The sequence below is a fragment of the Kocuria rhizophila genome (assembly GCF_003667225.1).
GTDB classification, from domain to species: Bacteria; Actinomycetota; Actinomycetes; order Actinomycetales; family Micrococcaceae; genus Kocuria; species Kocuria rhizophila.
Genome location: NZ_RCOM01000049.1, coordinates 1 through 18720, shown reverse-complemented (window position 1 = coordinate 18720; position 18720 = coordinate 1). Strand labels below are relative to the sequence as shown.

Sequence of the window (18720 nt, the reverse complement as noted above, 5' to 3'; positions counted from 1 at the left end):
GTGGCATTCAGCAGGCTCTACCTGGGCTACCACTGGCTCACGGACGTCACCGCTTCGCTGCTGCTGGCGGTGTCGATCCTGGGACTCGTGGTGGGTGTGGACGCGTGGCGCCCCACGGCACGGCGCACCGCCGGGGCTGGGCTCGTCTGAAGCCCTGAAGCCCTGAAGCCCTGAAGCCCGGCCCCCGCGGGTGCCGAGCCTCTGCGGAGACCAGCGGTGAGGCGGCACGACGACGGGCGGCCCCTCGGGGGACCGCCCGCCGTCGTGTGCTCGCCGGGGGCGTGTCAGGTGCCCCGCGCCGAGTCCCGGTGCGCGCGGTACCAGGCCACGGCGTCGTCGAGCCCCGTGGGCAGGTCGATGGACGCGGTCCAGCCCAGCGAGCGCAGGTGCGAGACGTCCATGAGCTTGCGGGGGGTGCCGTCCGGCTTGGACGCGTCCCAGTGCGTGGTCCCGTGGAAGCCCGTGGCGGTGGCCATGAGGTCTGCAAGTTCCCTGATCGTCACGTCCTGTCCCGTTCCGACGTTGATCTGCTGGGGGCCGTCGTAGTGCTCCATGAGGAACAGGCACGCCGAGGCGAGGTCGTCCACGTGGAGGAACTCGCGGCGCGGTGACCCGGAACCCCAGTTGGTGATCTCCGTGTCGCCGTCCCGCACCGCCTGGTCGTAGCGGCGGATCATGGCCGGGAGCACGTGCGAGCCGGTGGGGGAGAAGTTGTCCCCGGGCCCGTACAGGTTGGTGGGCATGGCCGAGATCCAGGGCAGCCCGTACTGGCGGCGCACCGACTGCACGTGCAGGATGCCCGCGATCTTGGCGATCGCGTAGGCGTCGTTGGTGGGCTCCAGGTAGCCGGTCAGCAGCGCATCTTCCCGCAGCGGCTGCTCCGCGAGCTTGGGGTAGATGCAGGACGAGCCCAGGAACAGGACCCGTTCCACGTCCACCGCGCGCGCGGCGTCCAGGAGGTTGAGCTGGATGCGCAGGTTGTCGGAGAGGAAGTCCACCGGGCGGGTGCTGTTCGCCCCGATGCCGCCGACCTTGGCCGCCGCGAGCACCATGTACTGGGGCTTCTGCTCCGCCATGAAGGCCTCGACCGCCTCGCGGTCCCGCAGGTCCAGCTCCGCGGACGTGGCGCCCACCAGGTTCTCGAACCCTGCGGACTCCAGGTGCCGCCAGATGGCGGAGCCCACGAGGCCCCGGTGCCCGGCCACGTAGAACGGTGCCGAGCGGTCCAGGGGCCCCGGCGTGTAGCGGACGTCGTCCGTGGTGCGGGCGTCGGCCGGATCGCTGACGGTGCGGGGCCAGTCGGCACCCGGTGCGGTGGCGTCCACAATCTCCTCCTCGTGCAGTTCGGTGCTCATGCGGCCTTCCCCGGGGCCCAGATGTGCTGGGAGACGGTGTCGATCCACGGGGTGCCCGCGCACTCGAGGGCCGCGCGGTCCGCGTCCACCATGATGCGGGCGAGTTCGGGGGCGTGCACGGTGGCCTTCCACCCGAGCTTCTCCTCGGCCTTGGACGGATCACCGATCAGGGCGTCCACCTCGGTGGGACGCAGGTAGCGCTCGTCGAAGCGCACGTGCTTCTCCCAGTCCAGCCCGGCGTGCTCGAACGAGGTCTCGAGGAACTCGCGCACCGTGCTGGGCCGGCCGGTGGCCAGCACGAAGTCCTCGGGCTCGTCCACCTGCAGCATGCGCCACATGCCCTCCACGTACTCGGCGGCGTAGCCCCAGTCGCGGATGGCATCCAGGTTGCCCATGTACAGGTGCTCCTGCTTGCCCGCGGCGATCGCGGCCACGGCGCGCGTGATCTTGCGGGTCACGAAGGTCTCGCCGCGGCGCGGGGACTCGTGGTTGAAGAGGATCCCGTTCACCGCGAACATGTCGTACGCCTCGCGGTAGTTCTTGGTGATCCAGTACGAGTAGATCTTGGCCGCGCCGTACGGCGAGCGCGGGTAGAACGGGGTGTTCTCGTCCTGCGGGGGCGGCGTGGCGCCGAACAGTTCTGATGTGGAGGCCTGGTAGAAACGGCACTTCACGCCGGCGCGGCGCACGGCCTCGAGCAGCCGCACGGTGCCCAGCCCGGTGGTGTCACCGGTGTGCTCGGGCTCGTCGAAGGACACGCGCACGTGGGACTGCGCGGCCAGGTTGTAGACCTCGTCCGGGTCGATCTCCCCCATGAGGGTGACCAGCCGTGCCGCGTCCGAGAGGTCCCCGTAGTGCAGGAACAGCTGCGCGTCCGGGTTGTGGGGGTCCTGGTACAGGTGGTCGATCCGGGACGTGTTGAACGTGGACGCGCGGCGGATCAGGCCGTGGACCTCGTAGCCCTTGGACAGCAGCAGCTCCGCGAGGTACGAGCCGTCCTGGCCGGTGATGCCGGTGATGAGTGCTTTCTTCTGGTTCATGGTGGTCTCTCCCCTGGTGGATCAGTGCGGTGGGCCGGTGCGGCCCGGTGTGTCAGGAATGGGCGGTGACGGGTGCCCTGTGCTCCGCTGCGATGCCCGGGCGCAGCTTGTGCAGGGCGGTGGTGAAGGAGCGCACGGCGGCACCGCGGCTCAGCACGTCACGGACGTAGCCGCGTCCGCCCCGGTGGGTGGCGCCCCCGGTGGTGATCCACTCCTCGTGCAGTGTCATGGCCCCCGCCACGAGCGCCTCGGGATCACCGGGTTCCACACGGATGCCCGCGTCCGCCGCCGCCAGCTCCGCGGCGGAGGGGCCCTCGGCCTCGACGGCCGCGAGGACGGGGCGGTCAGCCGTGAAGTAGCTGGTCAGTTTGCTGGGCACGCACATCTCGGTGAGCCCGGGACGCTCGTTGACCAGCAGGATGTCCGCGGCCCGCAGCAGCCCGGCGTACGTGTCGTTGTCCACGCTGGGCAGCACCTCGAAGCGCGGGGTGCGTTCCGCGAGCGCCTCGAGCTGCGGGCGCTGGTGCCCGCCGCCCACGAGCACGAACCGCAGCGGCGCACCCGTGCGCTCGGCCACCTGTGCGGCGGCAGCCACGTTGCCGAGGTCCTGCTTGGCGCCCATGTTGCCGGTGTGCAGCACCACCACGTCCTCCGGCTCCCAGCGGAAGCGCCGCCGCAGGGCCGCGGTGTCCACGCTGGGTGCCTCGGAGATGTGGGTCCAGTTGCGCACGGTGGTCACCCTGTCCGCCGCCACTCCCATGTGGCGGCGGAGGTACTCGGAGAACCGGTCGTGGATCACGACGACGCCGTCGCACGAGCGCAGGAACGTCCCCTCCACCGCTCGCATCAGGCGCGTGACCGGTCCACTGGCCGCGCCCGTCTCCGAGAGGCCAGCCGTGTAGATGTCGTGGACCCAGGCGACCACCGGGGTCCGGGTCAACGCCGCGCGCACCCGCACGATCGCGGAGGCGAACAGCGCCGGCGTGACGACCACGACGACGTCCGGGTCCCCCCATGCGGCGGTGGCAGCGCGCAGGCCGAAGACGACCTCCATGCCCAACCGGCGCAGCTGCCCGGCGTCGTGCGGCACGGGGTGTGGCACGCGGAGCACCGGCACTCCGTCGATGACCTCGTACCCGTCACCGCGCTTCGGATACCCCTCGTGGATGCTCCACTGCGGGTAGTGCGGCAGGCCGGTGATGACGTCGGTGTCCCACCCGGCATCGCGTAGCGCCCGGGCCATGCCCGCGGTGTACGGAGCGATGCCCGTGTGCTCCGGTGAATAGTTGAGACCTACGATCAGGACGCGTGGTGCCACGCTCTCTCCTCCCCCTGAAGAGCAGGGGCGCCGCCCCTGCTCTCCCCCAGTTGCGGTGGGCCTCCCCAGGCCCACCTGCCGCTTCCCGTGACGGTTCACGGGGAACGGCGGTCGGTGCCGATGCTCGTTCTCTCCCTGGAACACCGGCGTTTGCCATCATAATCACGCTGCCAAGTATTCGACTCCGCAATGACGACAATTCTGTGTGGGCCCATGTAGGTACAACCCGGTAAATGCGCTGGTCGGACCGGGGAAAATAGTCGCTTCAATGGAAAACCACACATTAGGGGACATTGTTTCCCTGCCCGCTGATGCGTGCCCTGGCTATGCTTTGTGAGTGCAAACCTGCACGGCATCCGCGGGGGCAATGCGGTGCTCGGGGCAGGGACACGCCGTCGGCGGTGGGGAACACACCGGCAGAACGGCGCTCGTCGTGGCGGCGGGGGCAGAGCAACGGTGTACGGCTGAGGTGCATCCGGAGCAGAACTGGGGAGAATTCATGCGTATTGCCGGGCAGGCAAGTTTTTTGACGGGGGAAGACCACACCATTCACGCGTGGGTCCACGGACCGCAGAGCGGTCAGGTGCGCGGCGCCGTCGTCGTGGCGCCCGCACTGGCACGCGAGGAAGTGGTCAGCCACCGCAGCATGCGGCTGGTTGCGGCGCGGGCGGCGCAGGCGGGCTGGCTGGTCGTCCGAATGGCCTGGAGCGGGACCTCGGAGTCGGGTGAGCGCCCGCCCGGGAGCGACCCCGTGCAGGTGTGGCACCGGGACCTCGCGGTGGCGTACGGCGCCGCCCGGGAGCTCGTGGGCCCGGAGCTGCCGGTCCACGGGATCGGGCTGCGCATCGGGGCGTCGGTGCTGGCAACCTCCGAGCTGCCGTTCGAGAAGCGGCTGCTGTGGGAGCCGGTCTCCGGGGCCGTGTACATGCGCCAGTACACCGGGCTGCGCCGCGCCAGCGGACTCGACCTGCCGCCGGAGGTGGACTCCGGCGTGGAGATTGGCGGAGCGCACTTCACGGAGGCGGAGGCCGCCGCCATCCGCGCGCTCCCGGATCCCCGCAAACTCGCAACTCCCGGGCTCGAGCCGGTGCGCGAGGAGGACCGCGCGGTGGCCAAGAAGCTCTACGGGGTGGCGGCGATCTACGCGAAGTCCAGCCCGGAGGCGATCGCCTCGCTCGTGGCCCGCCTGGACGGCCCCCAGGAGGATGCCTCCGAGCGGGCGGACGTGAGCTCCTGGCAGCCACGGACCACCGCGCGATTCCACGTGGCCGAGTTCGGGGTGGACGTCGTCGAGGAGCTCCTCGAGCTCGGGGAGGATCTGCTGCCTGCCTCCTACACCCATCCCGTGGGCCGCGACGGGACCGGTGTCGGCGCCGTTCTGCTGGCTCCGCCCTCCGCGGACCCCAAGGACGGCCCCACGGGTCTGTGGACCGTGCAGGCCCGTCGGCTCGCGGCCCGCGGCGTGCCCGCCATCCGCGTGGAGCGTCACCACTGCGGTGACGCGGCCGGTCTGGACGAGCTCAAGGACATCAACCCCTACACCGGGCAGGGCGTCGCGGACCTGGACCTGGGCGCCGCCTGGCTGAAGGAGCGCACGGGGGAGGAGATCACGGGTGTCGGCCTGTGCGTGGGGGGCTGGCTCGTGGCCATGGCCCCGCCCACGAGTGCCATGACCAGCCGCGTGGTGCTCAACAACGTGGCATGGCGTGCCGGGGAGACGTACTACGACAAGCTCTACCGCAACTGGGACGTGGACGCCGTGCTGGAGCAGCTGCGGACCATGGCCGATGTGGAGGTCAACGCCAGCTGGCGCACCCGGGCCAAGAACAGAGTGCGTCGCCGCATGCCGTACCCGGTGTGGCTCGCGCTGGGCAGGCGCAACATCCCGAACGTCCCCGAAGTGGTCATGGAGTACGCCTCGCGAAGTGCCGAGGTCCTGTTCTGCTTCGGTCCCGAGGACGGCCTGCTGTTCCGGCAGGAGCGCGGGGAGGAGGGCCTGGCCCGGCTCACCCGTCAGGGGCGGCGGATCCGGGTGGCCCAGGTTCCTGCGCTCGACCACTCGCTCCAGGCGTGCGCCTCACGCCGCACCGCACTGCAGATCGTGGACGCGGCGCTCGGGCTGAGCGCCTTCCCCCAGGAGGAGGTGGCGCCGTGCGCCGTGTGAGAAGAGACCGCAGCACCGCGCGCACCGCCTCGGCGCGGGTCGTCGCCGGCTGCGCCGCAGCCGCACTGCTGCTCACCGGCTGCGGTGGGGGCGACACACCGGACGCCACCACCGGCACGAGCTCGATCGCGGGGTTCGACGCCCAGGCGGTGGAGCAGGTGGGCTTCCAGGACCCCGAGGCGATCACCACGCAGGACCACGGGATCACGGTCACCTCTGCGCGGGGTCTCTCCCCGCGTGCGGTGGAGCTCGGGGTCAGCACCGACGCCGTGTCCCCGGAGGCGCCCGGCGGACGCAACTCGCTCGTGGTGATCACCCCGGAGGGCTACGACCCCGCCAAGAAGTACCCGGTGGTCTACATGCTGCCGGGCAGCGGAGCGGTCGACGCCCCTGCCCTGCAGTGGTACGAGGCGGGCCAGGCGGAGCAGGTCACCCAGGGCCTGCCGGTGATCACGGTGATCGTCAGCGGCGGCAAGCAGGGGTGGTACACCGACTGGGCCACGCAGGACGAGCTGACGCAGAACTGGGAGACCTTCCACCTGGAGCAGGTGGTCCCGTGGGTGGACTCCCACCTCTCCACCGCAACGGACCGGGAGCACCGGCTGGTGATGGGCAACTCCATGGGAGGCTACGGGGCCGTCCGCTACGCCGAGGACCGCCCGGACCTCTTCGGGGAGGCCGTGAGCTTGTCCGGGGTCCTGGACCTGTCCTCCAAGGACGTGCGCCAGAACTTCTCGGCCGCGTCCCACGAGTCCACGGGGCAGTGGGAGGCGGTGTTCGGTGACGGGGACTTCACCACCGAGGAGCAGTGGAAGGCCCACGACCCCATGACGCACAGCGCGTCGCTCAAGGGCGTCCACGTGCAGCTCTTCGCGGGGCAGGGCAACGGCGCGGACGGGGACATCGAGCCCGCTCTGCGGGACACCACCGCCACGTTCGCGCGGGAGCTCGACACCCGCGGCGTCCCCTACCAGTACACGGAGTACGGACAGGTGGGTGAGTGCGACGGCGGACACGTGTTCCAGTGCTGGCGCCCCGCCGCCGTCGTCGCCCTGGGCCGGTGGTCCGAGCGCGTGGGGATCGAGCGCACCGCGGGCGAGCCGTCGGTCGCCCCCGAGTTCAAGGCGGTCACCTCCGGGGAGGGGTCGTGAGCGCCGCGCACGACGCCGCCCGCGGGGCTCGCGTGGGCTGCGACCTGCAGGGTGTCGCACCGGTCGCGGAGGCCCTCGCCCAGCGGGGCGAACGCTACCTGCGCGCGGTGTTCGCGCCGGAGGAGATCGCGGAGCTCACGAGCTTGTCCGAGCTTCCGGCCGCGGAGTCCGTGGCCGGGCGGTTCGCCGCCAAGGAGGCCGTGCGGAAGGTGCTGCGCCCCGGGGTCGAGGACGCCGTGGCGTGGCCCCAGATCATGATCCGCACCGGGCCCGGGGGCGTTCCCGAGGTGCGGCTGCGGGGGACCGCCGCGCGGCTCGCGGAGCGTGGCGGGGTGCGGGACTGGAGCGTGAGCACATCGCACGACGCAGGTTTCGCCATGGCCGTGGCGTGCGCCACGGCGCCCTGACAGCACCCGTCGAAGACCACAAGATCACCGCTGGGACCGCAGAGAGGGCGGTACCGCGGAGCACGAGAAGCATCAGATCAACCGAAAGAGGTTCACACCATGGATTCCACCGCCATCGAGACCACCGTCCGCTCCGTCCTGGCGGACCAGGGCAAGCTCTCCGAGGATGCCCAGAGCATCGCCGTGGACGCGGACCTGTACCGCGCCGGGATGACCTCGCACGCGTCGGTGAACGTGATGCTCGGGCTGGAGGACGAGTTCGACATCGAGTTCCCCGAGGAACGCCTGACCAAGGCCACGTTCACGTCCGTCCAGTCCATCACCGAGGCCGTGGAGGCGATCCAGAATGACTGAGACCACTGTCCTGAGCGACACCCCCCGCGCGCAGCGGGAGGAACCGGAGAACGAGGACCGCACGCAGCGCAACGCCGCCCGCGCGGAGGCCGTGGCCGCGGTGGCCCGCGAGTTCGCGGCCGCCGTGGACGAGGAGGGTCGTTTCCCCCGGGAGGCGATCGACGAGGCCCGCGCGCAGGGACTGCTGGGCGCGCCCATGGCCGAGGCGGACGGAGGGCTGGGGTGGAGCATCACCGAGCTGTGCCGCATGCTGGAGCGCGTGGGGCGTGAGTGCACCTCCACCGCCATGATCCTGGCCATGCACCACTCGCAGACGCTGTGCCTGACCCGGCACGCGGACACGGAGTACCTGCGCGAGTTCACCCGCCGGGTGGCCACCGAGGGTCTGCTGCTGGCCTCGGCCACCACCGAGGTGAACATCGGCGGCAACACCCGCTCGTCCACGTGCGCGGTGCGTCCGGCCGGCGACGGCCGCGTGCACCTGCACAAGACGTGCCCCGTGATCTCCTACGGCGCGTACGCGGACGCCATCCTGGTGACGGCCCGTGCGAGCGAGGAGGCGGCGTCGAGCGACCAGGTGCTGCTCGTGGTCGAGGCCGCGGACCTGCAGCTCGAGCGCCAGCGCGGCTGGGACGCCCTGGGGATGCGGGGCACGTGCTCCGAATCATTCGAGCTGGACGCCACCACCCGTGCCGACGCCGTGTTCACGGCACTGTTCGAGACCATCTCCGCGCAGACCATGCTGCCCGGCGCGCACTGCCTCTGGGCTTCCGCGTGGCTCGGCATGGCCACCCAGGCCGGGCTGACCGCCCGCTCCGTGGTGCAGAAGGCCGCGCGCAAGACCCCGGGAACCACTCCGCCGTCGGCCCTGCGCCTGGCCGAGCTGGAAGTCCAGCTGCAGGCCATGACGGACGTGGTCCGTGCCTCCGTGGCACGCTATGAGGCCGCGTACGACGATCCCGCCGCGTGCGAGTCCATGCAGTTCGCGATCGCCATGAACACCCTGAAGGTCTCCGGCGCGGAGGCCGTGCGGCAGATCGTGGGGGACGCCCTGGTGATCGTGGGGATCACCGGATTCGCGAACCACTCGCCCGTGAGCCTGGCCCGGCTGTACCGGGACAGCATCGGACCGTCCGTCATGGTCAACAACGACCGCATCCTGCAGCACACCGCCACCATGCAACTCGTCTCGAGGGGACAACGATGACCATCATGGACACCCATCAGGACCTCGCCACCCAGCAGGACACGTTCCGTGCCGGACTCGAGGCCAACGACTGGCTGCTGCCCACCCTGGGCGACGGCGTCACGGGCCTGGGCCCGCAGGCCGAGGACGTGGTGCAGGGCATCGCGGCCGCCGCCCGGAAGATCGCTGGGGAGCTCTCGCCGGAGGCGGGAACCCGCCGGCTGCGCTTCCCGCCGGTCAACGGTACGCGGCTGCTGGAGCGCACCGACTACGTGGCGTCCTTCCCGCAGCTGCTGGGCACGATCTCCGCGTTCGAGGGGGACAACAAGGCCCACCGTCAGCTGCTCGCCACGTACGAGGACAAGGGCGACTGGTCCTCCCAGCTCACCCCGGCCGGCCACGCGCTGGTCCCGGCCGTGTGCCACCCGCTGTACGCGTACCTGGAAGGCTCGCAGGTGGACGGCACCGTGTTCGAGCTGATGGGCGAGTGCTACCGCCACGAGCCCAGCCCGGACCCCATGCGCTTCGTGACGTTCCGGATGTTCGAGGCGGTGCGGATCGGCACGCCCCAGCAGGCGCAGGAGCACCGCGAGAGGTGGCTCGCGGCGGGCACCGAGCTGCTGCGCGCGCTGGGGCTCACCGTGGAGGCGGACACCGCGAACGACCCGTTCTTCGGTCGCGCGGGCAAGCTGCTCAGCGCGGGTCAGCGCGAGGCGCAGCTGAAGTTCGAGATCCTCACGGAGGTCTACCCGGGCCACCCCACGGCGATCGCGTCCGCAAACCTCCACGAGGACCACTTCGGTGAGGCCTTCAGCATGCACACGGCCGACGGCGCCGTGGCCCACTCCGCGTGCTTCGGCTTCGGTTTGGAGCGTGTGGCGCTGGCTCTGGCCTCCGTCCACGGCTTCGACGTGGCCGCGTGGCCGGCCTCCGTGCGCCAGGAGCTGGGTCTGTCATGACCACCGTGACCGAGAACCTCGGTGGCCCGGCGGGGCGGGAGGTCGCCGAGGCACCGTTCGGCACCGACGTCCTGGCGGTGCGGGGGTGCGAGTCGCTCACCGCGGCGAACGCCCCCCGCTCCGCGCTGCACGATCCTGCGGAGCCGTGGTCACCCACCAACTGCTACATGGACGTGTGGATCGGGCTCACCACGGTCCTCGGGCTGGACCCGGTCCCCATGCTGGGGGCCGCGTTCAGCGCGGACTTCCTGGGTGACCAGTGGGAGTTCCTCAAGCCCCGCCAGGAGGACATCGAGGCCCTCTACGGGCTGACCGTGGGGGAGTACGACACGTGGCGCCCGCTGGGCGAGCACCTGCAGCGCGCCATGTCCCGAGGGGACGCCCTGGTGGTGGAGGTGGATGCGTTCCACCTCCCGGACACCGCGGGCGTCTCCTACGGCGCGGCCCACACCAAGACGTCCATCGTGCCGCTGCGGCTGGACCCCGTGGCGGGGGAGCTCGTGTACCTGCACAACGACGGCGTGCACGTGCTCTCCGGGGAGGACCTGGAGAACACGCTGGGCCCGGGGGCACGCGCCGGCGCGGTGCCGTTCCCGTACGTGGAGCTCGTGCGGACGCAGGACGTGCACCGGCTCGAGCCGCGCGAGCTCTGGCAGTGCGCCACGGGGCTGGCGCGGGCCCACGTCCGCCGGGCCCCGGACACGAGTCCGGCCCAGCGGCTCGTGGCCGCCATCCGCGCGGAGCTGCCCGCGCTCGCCGGGCGCGGCATGGACTACTTCCACGTCTACTCCTTCGCCACCACGCGCCAGGCCGGCCTCACGGCGGGGCTCGCGGCCCACGCGTGCCGCTACCTCGCCGAGGGAGCGGAGCAGTGGCCGAGCGACCTCGACGTCCTGCAGCTGCGGGCCGCCGCGGAGTCCCTGGACGCGGCCGCGGCCGCCGCCAAGACCCTGCAGTTCCAGCTGGCCCGGGCGGCGTCGGGCCGCACCCCGCGGGTGGACGCGTCCGCGCAGGCCTTCGTCTCCGGCTACGACACCGGGATGGGGAGCGTGCGGGACGCCGTGGGCATGGGCGAGTGATGCCTGCCGCGCAGGACGTCCTGGCCCGGGCCACGTGGACGCTGCACCGCGTGGACCCGGCCGCTGAGACGGATGCTCCCCACGGGGTGGCCGCCACGCCGGGGGAGGACGTCCTGCCCGGCGAGGCGGTTCCGGCCCCGGAGAACGATTCGGCCGCGTGGGCCGCGGTGCTGACGCGGGGCGTCGCGGCGCGTGTCCCGGGCACCGTGACCGGTGCGCTGCGCGATGCGCTCGGTGCGCAGGCCGTGGACCAGATCCTGCGCTCGGGTGCGCCCGACGCCGTGTGGGAGTACCGCACCTGCCTCACCACCGCGGGCGGCCCCCACCGCTTCACCTCGACGGGCGTGGCCACCGTGGCCCGCCTGCTCGTGGCCGGGGAGGAGGTCCACGCCTCGGACACGGCCTTCCTGCCGTGGGACGTCACGGTGGAGCTGCCGCCCGGCCGGTGCGACATCACTCTCCGGCTGCTGCCGCTGAGCACTGTCCCGGTACCGCGGAAGCCGCGCGCCCGCTGGCTCTCGCCGCTGGTCCCCGACCGCTCGGTGCGCTGGCGCCGCACCCCTCTCGTGGGCTCGATCGACTGGCCGGGAGCCCGTCCCGTGATCGGTCCGTGGGGCGGGCTGAGCGCCCGTCCGGTCTCCGCACTCGACGCCGCCCTCCCGCAAGCGCCGGGCACGGACGACGAGGCCGCCGCAGCGAGGGGTACCGAACCCGTGATCGGACCGTGGGGCGGTCCGCGCGCCCGTCCGGTCGGCGCGCCCCACGTCACACTCCGGGACGAGCCGGGCCCTGGCGACGACGCCGCCTCCGCACCCGCGGCTGCACGCGCGCTGCCAGCGGAGCCGTTCGCGGTGCGCACCCTCGTGGACGAGCACGGTGACGGGGTGGTGGGCGTGCGGTGCGCCGTGGCGGACCTGCTGAGGGGACGCGAGGCAGCCCGCGTGCGCGTGGAGGTCGCGGCGGTAGGAGACACCGCCGACGCCCCGGTGTCCTGCGAGCAGGAGGTCTCGACGGCGGACGCCGACAGCGACGGATGCATCACCCTGCGGCTCACGGTGCCCCGACCCCAGCTGTGGTGGCCCCACGGCATGGGCCGGCAGTCCCGCTACACGGTGCGGGTGCGTGCCGCGGGCGCGGAGCACACGGCCACCGTGGGTTTCCGCACGGTGGAGGCCGAACCCCGCGATGCCGAGCACCGCGGACTGGCCCTGACGATCAACCGCATTCCGTTGTTCGTGCGCGGTGCGGTGTGGACGGGTGCCGACCCGTACGAGGTGGCGGCATCCCCCGAGTGCGTTCGTGCGGTCCTCGCGCGGCTGCGGGACGCGGGCACCACCATGGTCCGCATCCCGGGAACCGGCTGCTACGAGAGGGAGGAGTTCCACCGGGCGTGCGACGAGCTGGGAATCCTGGTATGGCAGGACGTGGCTCTCGGTCCCCTGGACCCTCCGGACGAGCCGATCTGGCGCGCGGGGCTGCGCGCCGAGGTGGGTGCCCTGGCGTCCCGGCTGGCCGCGCACCCCTCCACGGCGGTGCTCTCCGGCGGCACGGAGGTCATCCAGGCGCCGGTGCTCGCGGGGCGGCCCGCCGAGCAGTGGACTCCGCCGGTGCTGGTGCGGGACATCCCCACAGCGGTGGGGGAGGTGGGGGCGGACGTGGTCGTCGTACCGTCCTCACCGTGCTCGGACGCTGACCTGGACGCGGCGCGCCACGCCCAGGAGGCCGCCCGGCAGCGGGCGCACAGGCTCTGGTTCCCGTCCCTGCCCGCTGCCGGCGGGCGGGAGGGCGGCCGGGCGCCGTCGCGCGCGGCCACCTCGATAACCGCGGTGGTCGCCGCCCAGGGCACGACGAGCGGAACAGCGGCCTCGCGCGGGCCCGGCCCGTCGGGCGGGACGGCGCCAGCGGTGGCAGCACGGGCGAACAGCGCGGATCGCGTCCCGACGGCGCAGGCGGCGGCGTCGTCGGTGGAACGTCCGGTGTGCTCCCCGGTGGACGCGGCGGACGGCGTCTGCCACTACTTCGGCGTGGGGGCGTACGGGCGTCCGGTCGAGGACGCCGTGACCCGCGGGGTGCGCTTCGCCGCGGAGTCCCTCGCCTTCGCGGTGCCTCCCGAACCGGCCGTGGTGCGGGCCCAGTTCGGCACGGACGCGCCGCTGGACGGCACCGGCTCCGCCCACGCCTGGCGGCAGGGTCTGGCCCACGATCCCGGCGCCGGGTGGACCTTCGAGGACACCACGCGGCTCTACGTCCACCGGCTCTTCCTGGACCGGGACAGCGATCCCGACGCGGGCCTCGCGCGTCCCGCACGGCCGGCACCGCAGGGCGCCCCGGCGGACCACGGCGCGCGGCTTGATCTGGAGCGTGCCGCCCTCGCCCACGTGTTCCAGCGGACCTTCGCGCAGTGGCGCGCGGCCACGTCCGCGTGCCGGGGAGCTCTCGTGCTCTCGGCGATGTCCACGGCACCCGGGGCGGGGTGGGGCGTGCTGGACGTGACCGGCCGGCCCACCGCCGCGTGGTACGGGATGCGGCGGGCGTGCGCGCCCGTGGCCCTGTGCTTCGTGCCCGCGGGCGGGGACGGCCTGCCCCTGCACGTCTTCAACGACGCCGCCCACCCCCTCACCGCGACCGTGCGGCTGACCGTGGCCACGGTCCGCGGGGGCTGCCAGGCGCCGCTGGAGGTCCCCGTGGAGGTGCCCGCGCACGGCGAGTACACGCTGCGCGCGGACCTCGCGGACGGCACGTTCCGGGACCTGGACCACGCCTACGGCTTCGGGGAGCGCGCGTACGAGGCGGTCTCCGCCGTGCTGCTCGACGACGCCGGCCGCGTGCTCGCGCGGGACACGCACCTCAGCGGCGGGCCCCGCAGGGACGCCCCCGGTGACCCGGACCTCGCCGCACGGTGGGAGCGTGCGGAGGACGGTGCCTGGCGGGTCGCGGTCACGGCCACGGGGCTGGCCCGGTTCGTGGCGCTGGACCTCCCAGCCTCCGGCGCGTTCTCGGCGGGGGGGGCGGGGGCCGAGGACGGCTACGTGCACGTGCTGCCCGGTGAGACGGCGCACCTGCCGGTGCGCGGTGCCGTCACGGCTGCCGTGCGGCGGGACGCACGCGTGCGGGCACTGGGTGCCATGCCCGTGGTCGTGGAGGGCGGCTGAGGCCGCCCGGTGGGGGCGGCGCTCGTCGGGCGGCGGTGCTTACGGCGGAGACCGCGGAACCGCCCCAAGTCCGTGGGCGCTCCGGGGTGATCTCCACGGCCTTGAGCCGCTTGCAGGGGACCGCCCCGCGTCCGGGGACGCTCTCAGGAAGCTCATGCCGCACGGCGCCCGGAGCCCGTCCGGACATGCCCCGCAGTGCCCGAACGGCGGAACCCTGCAGGGTCCCGCCGTTCGTTGTCTGCGCGTCCGGCGCGGGCGGTGGTGCCGCCCGCGCCCCGGTCAGTGCCCAGTGGGCCCCAGCGCCGTGGTCTCGTCCACGATGTAGCGGGCCAGGGTGTCCCGGGAGGCCGTGGCGAACACCGAGTGGTCCAGCGGCTCCAGCAGCACCAGGGCGGACCGCCCGTCCTGCTGCGCGGCGGTGACGTGGCAGTGCGCGGCGTCGGCGGGCCCGAAGACCGCCTTGACGGTGAGACCCGGAATCCGGGCCAGCCGCCGCAGCGCGGGCTGCGGGACGTCGATGATGCCCACGGTGGCGGCGAGCGAGTTGATCCCGGGCGACGCCGCGTGGGCCCTGGCCCGCGTGCCGCGCACCACGGTCCGGCCCACGCTGCCCGCGCGGGAGATGAGCACCCGTCCCGGCGAACGGGGGGCGGGTGCGCCCTGCTCCGGGGCGGCCTCGGGCGCGGGTGACTCCTCCCCCGGGAGCCGGGGTGCCAGGGGCCCGCTGCGCAGACCCTGGCGCCAGTACCGCCACGGCTCCCGCTGCCACGCCACGTTGTTGACCACGTGCAAGGTCAGCCGCTCGGCGACCGCCCGCGGAAGCTCCGGGGCCGCCGCCACGAGTCCCCACGCGCCCAGGCAGATGCCCGCCGCCGTGAGAGGCCCGTCCGTGAGGTCCGCGAGCCGCGTGACGAGTTCGCGGCACTCCACCACGGTGTGCCGGGCGTAGGGGTTCGAGTTGCGGGCCAGGGTGGCGTCCACCAGCTCGCCGGTGTCCGTGCGCTCGGCCAGCAGGCACACGGCACCGCGACCCGAGGACAGAAGCGCGGTGCGCAACCACAGCCCGCTCGCGGTCTCCATGGCGTCCGAACCAGGGGAGACCAGGGCGAGGCCCGGTGCCTCGGCCGCCCGCTCCACGGGTTCCGTGAGGATCGCGGGGCGCTCGCCGTGTCCCACGGTGGCGCGGGACACACGGACCGCGGTGCCGTGGACGTCCAGTGTGAGGCACCGGACGGGTTCGCCCCCGGCGTCGTCCTGCCGGGTGGACGCACCGCGCGCCGGCGCGTGCTCGGCCAGTGCTCGGGTCACCGTGCTCGTCAGACCCTCCGGCACCGTGGCTGCTCGGGGGTGGACGTCGAGGGGGAGGGGACCGGTGAGATCCTCGCCGAGCACCCGGAGGCCTCGTGCGGCATCCTCCGCAGGGGCGGGCACGGCCTTCACTGCTGAGGCGCCCTCAGAGGTCAGCTGCAGGTCCAGCAGCTCCGTTCCCTCCGTGACGCGCGGGGGCAGGTCCGCGCCGGCCATCCGCCGCAGCGCACTCTGGTGGCGCAGCCACTGCTTCCCGGACACGGGGGCCAGCAGGATCCGCTGGGCCCAGCCGTGGTCCTCGTCCGCGGCCATGAGAGCCCCCGCCACGCTGAAGGCCACACCGTGCACCGGGTGCCCGCCGCCCGCCCACTCCCGCACCGCGCGCACGTCCTCGGCCCAGCACCGGGCGTCGCAGGCCTCGTCCAGGCAGGGGCTCTGCCCGGTCCCGGACCAGTCGAACCGCACCACTCGCCAGCCGTCCGCCGCGAGAGCCCGCGCCGTGTGGAGCACCGTGCGGGTCATCGTGACCCGTTCCCGGCCCGGAGGGGCGGCCACCACGACCGTGGCACCGCGCGCGGGGGCCGAGGGCTCGTGGACGTCCACCGCGAGCCAGCGCTCCCCTGCAGGGATCCAGCCGTGGCCCACGCCCTCGTCCGGGCTGCTCGCGCGGGCGGTGGCTGCGCGGGACGACGTGCCGATCATGGACCGCAACGGGCGGCCCGGACCTGAGAAGCTGAACAATGAACTCTCCCCCGAAAGACGTGCGGCGCTGCGCCCCGTGGGCGTCCACCGTCTCTCCCCTGAGCGGTGCCGCGGGCGCCACGCCGTGTGTACTGTGCCAGCCTAACTTCCCCGCCCCGGCCCGGGCCCGGGAGCACTCGCCCACACTTTGGTGGAGTGGTCCCCCGAAGTGGGGTCAGGCCGGATGGGAACGAGCAGTCACCGGATGGCGCGGGTAATTCTTCTGCGCCCCCTGGCCTAGGATCGCGGCCAGGACGCGGTGCCCAGACCGGGAGGTTCCCGGGGCGCCAGAACAGCTTGAGCGCGGCCGGTCGGCGGAAGCCGCCATGTGCCCGGGACGGAGACCATATGAAGCACTACGACTCGTCGCGGCGGCCCGCCGAGTACCGGCACCCGCCCGAGAAGGTCCAGGACCGGCGGTCCGGGCTCGGGATGGACATGGTGGAGAACGTCTTCTTCGGCATCGTGATGGTGCTGGTCTTCGTGTTCGCGGTGGTGATCCTGCGCAGTGTGGACGACGGGTGGACGCTGCTGGGCTACAGCATCGTCTTCTGGGGGATCATGGCGTACCTGGCGCTTCCCCGGCTGCACCGCACGCTCACGGCCATCTACGTGCCCTCCTACTTCATCGGGCGCACCGTGACCCCGGACGGGCTGCTCGGAGATCCCGTGAACCTCGCGGTCAACGGTTCACGGGATCAGATCCACACGGCCATGCGGGCGGCCGGGTGGACGCTCGCGGATCCCATCACGATCGGGTCGAGCTGGGGGATCGTGAAGTCGTCCGTTACCCGCAAGAGCTATCCCGAGGCGCCGGTGAGCCCCCTGCTGCTGTTCGGGAAGGTCCAGGAGTTCGCGTACCAGCAGGAAGTGGACGGCAACGCCGCCCAGCGCCACCACATCCGCTTCTGGCCCTGCCCCGAGGGGTGGCCGTTGCCGGGTGGCCACCGCGTGCAGTGGCTCGCCGCCGGGACGTACGACCGTGCGGTGGGGCTCTCACTGTTCACCCTGCAGGTGACGCACAAGATCGACGCGGACATCGACGTGGAGCGCGACTACGTGGTGGACACCGTGCTGCACGCCGTGCCGGAGGCCGAGGTGGCGGTGATCGAGGACTTCTCCACCGGCTACCACAGCCGCAACGGCGGCGGGGACGCCGTCCGCACGGACGGCGACCTGCCCGTGCTGCTGCTCGAGGACGTGCCCGCCACGGTGGGGCCCACCACGCCGGCGCAGGCAGGGCGGGCCACCGACCGTGCGACCTCTGCGGAGGACGTGCTCCAGGACGTCGCCCGCAGGCCCTTCTCGATCGTTGCCGCCTGGGCGCTCACCGTGCTCTCCGCCCTGGCCCTCGTGCTGGATCTGGTGCTGCACCCCGGCGAGCTCACGAGCGATCTCGAACTGGACGGCGAGCCGCAGGGACTGGGCGTGGCCGTGGTGACGTTCATGGTGGTCCTCCTGGCGCTGATGCTGGGAGCCATCCTGTTCCTCGGGTGGCGCACTTTCCAGGGCAGCCAGCGCTCGCGGCTCATCATGATTGCGCTGGTCACCTTCTCCCAGATCTTCCAGATGATCGCGTTCTTCCAGGGCGGCCGTCCCACCGCGGGAGCACTGCTGTCCGCGTCCGTGGACCTGCTCACGGTGTACGCGCTCACGAGTCTCTCCGCACGGGCCTGGACCCGCGGTGGGGCCGAGCGCGCCCGGGCCGAGGCAGCCGGCTGAGTCCGGGAGCGCTGCCGACGCGGTCCACCACGCGTGTTCTGCACCACTCCTGCAGAACAATTCGGGCATGGCCACTAATCCGACATGAGTTTTTACCGTTGCTTAGTTCTCCTGCATAAACAAAATGTTTGACGGGGGTCACAGGAAAACAATTGCCCCCGCATTTCCGTGATATCGTCACGTGTCCTTGTCGTGAGGGAGAAAGATACACGGAAATGAAAGTGACGCACAAAACATCCGCCGCGGTGCTCGCCGTCATGACGGCGTGCACGTGGGCGGTTCCCGCAGCGGTCTCGCACGCCGTGCCCGCACCGCAGCTGACCGTGGGGGCCCACGAGCAGGGTGCCCTGGACAGCACGGCGGGCACCACGGTGACGTTCCGGGCGCCCGAGGGGTGGAGCACGAGCCCGTCCACGAGCCGCACCTCGGTGACGTTCACCCGGGCGGAGCAGGACCAGGAGCTGACGCTGTCCGTGGTGGACGGCAGCCAGAACTTCGACACCACTGCGGACCGCGTGCTGCGCCAGCAGGCGCTCGACGGCACCTCCGCCGCGTTCGACGGCGGCAGCGTGTCCGGGGGTGGCGGGTTCACCGGCAAGAGCTGCGTGGCCATCAAGACGGAGCAGAAGGCCACGGGGCCCTGTGCCGTGGTCCACAACGGTGCCACGGTGGTCCTGGTCACCGCCACGAGCACGAGCAAGGACGAGGCTCCGGACCTTCAGGGTCTGCTGGACAGCCTCGCCGCGAGCAAGGAGGGCGCGCAATGAGCACCGCGACCGCAACC

Annotated in this window: 15 protein-coding genes; 11 read left to right on the top strand and 4 right to left on the bottom strand. The window is 72.5% G+C overall.

Annotated features, from left to right (window positions below):
- Entirely contained in the window at positions 1-150 is a 150-nt protein-coding gene (locus tag D9R02_RS07830) for a phosphatase PAP2 family protein (protein WP_310793813.1), read from the top strand.
- Positions 151-284: 134 nt separating this feature from the next.
- Here the strand turns inward: D9R02_RS07830 and D9R02_RS07825 are convergent, their stop codons facing one another.
- Genes D9R02_RS07825 through D9R02_RS07815 form a run of 3 tightly spaced genes read right to left on the bottom strand, consistent with a single transcriptional unit; the run spans position 285 to position 3713 of the window.
- Complete coding sequence (locus D9R02_RS07825; protein WP_121566698.1) at positions 285-1355, bottom strand: GDP-L-fucose synthase family protein; 1071 nt, start codon at positions 1353-1355, stop codon at positions 285-287.
- Positions 1352-2395, bottom strand: coding sequence for a GDP-mannose 4,6-dehydratase (gene gmd, locus D9R02_RS07820; protein ID WP_019311043.1), 1044 nt, complete (start codon positions 2393-2395; stop codon positions 1352-1354). The genes D9R02_RS07825 and gmd overlap by 4 nt, the downstream gene beginning before the upstream one ends.
- Before the next feature lie 52 nt (positions 2396-2447).
- Positions 2448-3713 (bottom strand): glycosyltransferase family 4 protein, encoded by a 1266-nt coding sequence (locus D9R02_RS07815; protein WP_121566697.1) that lies wholly within the window; start codon positions 3711-3713, stop codon positions 2448-2450.
- A gap of 526 nt (positions 3714-4239) precedes the next feature.
- Between D9R02_RS07815 and D9R02_RS07810 the strand changes: the two genes are divergently transcribed.
- The 8 genes from D9R02_RS07810 to D9R02_RS07775 all read left to right on the top strand — a co-directional run bounded on the left by D9R02_RS07810 (position 4240) and on the right by D9R02_RS07775 (position 14165).
- Positions 4240-5877: an alpha/beta hydrolase family protein gene (locus tag D9R02_RS07810; protein WP_039101356.1), complete on the top strand. Its 1638-nt coding sequence runs from the start codon at positions 4240-4242 to the stop codon at positions 5875-5877.
- On the top strand, positions 5865-7028 hold the full coding sequence (locus D9R02_RS07805) for an alpha/beta hydrolase (RefSeq protein ID WP_039101357.1): 1164 nt from the start codon (positions 5865-5867) through the stop codon (positions 7026-7028). Before D9R02_RS07810 ends, D9R02_RS07805 begins: the two co-directional genes overlap by 13 nt.
- Entirely contained in the window at positions 7025-7435 is a 411-nt protein-coding gene (locus D9R02_RS07800) for a holo-ACP synthase (RefSeq protein WP_121566696.1), read from the top strand. The genes D9R02_RS07805 and D9R02_RS07800 overlap by 4 nt, the downstream gene beginning before the upstream one ends.
- 99 nt (positions 7436-7534) lie before the next feature.
- On the top strand, positions 7535-7789 hold the full coding sequence (locus D9R02_RS07795) for an acyl carrier protein (protein WP_019311048.1): 255 nt from the start codon (positions 7535-7537) through the stop codon (positions 7787-7789).
- Positions 7782-8996: an acyl-CoA dehydrogenase family protein gene (locus tag D9R02_RS07790; protein WP_039101361.1), complete on the top strand. Its 1215-nt coding sequence runs from the start codon at positions 7782-7784 to the stop codon at positions 8994-8996. Before D9R02_RS07795 ends, D9R02_RS07790 begins: the two co-directional genes overlap by 8 nt.
- A 5-nt stretch (positions 8997-9001) precedes the next feature.
- Positions 9002-9934, top strand: coding sequence for a class-II aminoacyl-tRNA synthetase family protein (locus D9R02_RS07785; RefSeq protein ID WP_259273874.1), 933 nt, complete (start codon positions 9002-9004; stop codon positions 9932-9934).
- Positions 9931-11013, top strand: a complete 1083-nt coding sequence (locus D9R02_RS07780) for a DUF1839 family protein (RefSeq protein WP_101888107.1) — start codon at positions 9931-9933, stop codon at positions 11011-11013. The genes D9R02_RS07785 and D9R02_RS07780 overlap by 4 nt, the downstream gene beginning before the upstream one ends.
- Positions 11013-14165 (top strand): hypothetical protein, encoded by a 3153-nt coding sequence (locus tag D9R02_RS07775; RefSeq protein ID WP_121566694.1) that lies wholly within the window; start codon positions 11013-11015, stop codon positions 14163-14165. Before D9R02_RS07780 ends, D9R02_RS07775 begins: the two co-directional genes overlap by 1 nt.
- 279 nt (positions 14166-14444) lie before the next feature.
- On the opposite strand, the gene D9R02_RS07770 is transcribed toward D9R02_RS07775, so the two are convergent.
- Positions 14445-16214: an alpha/beta hydrolase family protein gene (locus D9R02_RS07770; RefSeq protein WP_050899525.1), complete on the bottom strand. Its 1770-nt coding sequence runs from the start codon at positions 16212-16214 to the stop codon at positions 14445-14447.
- 348 nt (positions 16215-16562) lie between these two features.
- Between D9R02_RS07770 and D9R02_RS07765 the strand changes: the two genes are divergently transcribed.
- Positions 16563-17936 (top strand): LssY C-terminal domain-containing protein, encoded by a 1374-nt coding sequence (locus D9R02_RS07765; protein ID WP_039101365.1) that lies wholly within the window; start codon positions 16563-16565, stop codon positions 17934-17936.
- Between the two features lie 221 nt (positions 17937-18157).
- Positions 18158-18703 carry a hypothetical protein gene (locus D9R02_RS07760; RefSeq protein WP_059281793.1) on the top strand — a complete coding sequence of 182 codons (546 nt, stop codon included), beginning with the start codon at positions 18158-18160 and terminating at the stop codon, positions 18701-18703.
- The last annotated feature ends 17 nt before the right edge of the window (positions 18704-18720 follow it).

What these genes read in the sequence shown, in the direction of transcription:
- D9R02_RS07795 (WP_019311048.1), top strand. Translation starts at nt 7,535, where the DNA reads ATGGATTCCACCGCCATCGAGACCACCGTCCGCTCCGTCCTGGCGGAC.
- D9R02_RS07825 (WP_121566698.1), bottom strand. Translation starts at nt 1,355, where the DNA reads ATGAGCACCGAACTGCACGAGGAGGAGATTGTGGACGCCACCGCACCG.
- D9R02_RS07785 (WP_259273874.1), top strand. Translation starts at nt 9,002, where the DNA reads ATGGACACCCATCAGGACCTCGCCACCCAGCAGGACACGTTCCGTGCC.
- D9R02_RS07775 (WP_121566694.1), top strand. Translation starts at nt 11,013, where the DNA reads ATGCCTGCCGCGCAGGACGTCCTGGCCCGGGCCACGTGGACGCTGCAC.
- D9R02_RS07790 (WP_039101361.1), top strand. Translation starts at nt 7,782, where the DNA reads ATGACTGAGACCACTGTCCTGAGCGACACCCCCCGCGCGCAGCGGGAG.
- D9R02_RS07780 (WP_101888107.1), top strand. Translation starts at nt 9,931, where the DNA reads ATGACCACCGTGACCGAGAACCTCGGTGGCCCGGCGGGGCGGGAGGTC.
- D9R02_RS07765 (WP_039101365.1), top strand. Translation starts at nt 16,563, where the DNA reads ATGAAGCACTACGACTCGTCGCGGCGGCCCGCCGAGTACCGGCACCCG.
- gmd (WP_019311043.1), bottom strand. Translation starts at nt 2,395, where the DNA reads ATGAACCAGAAGAAAGCACTCATCACCGGCATCACCGGCCAGGACGGC.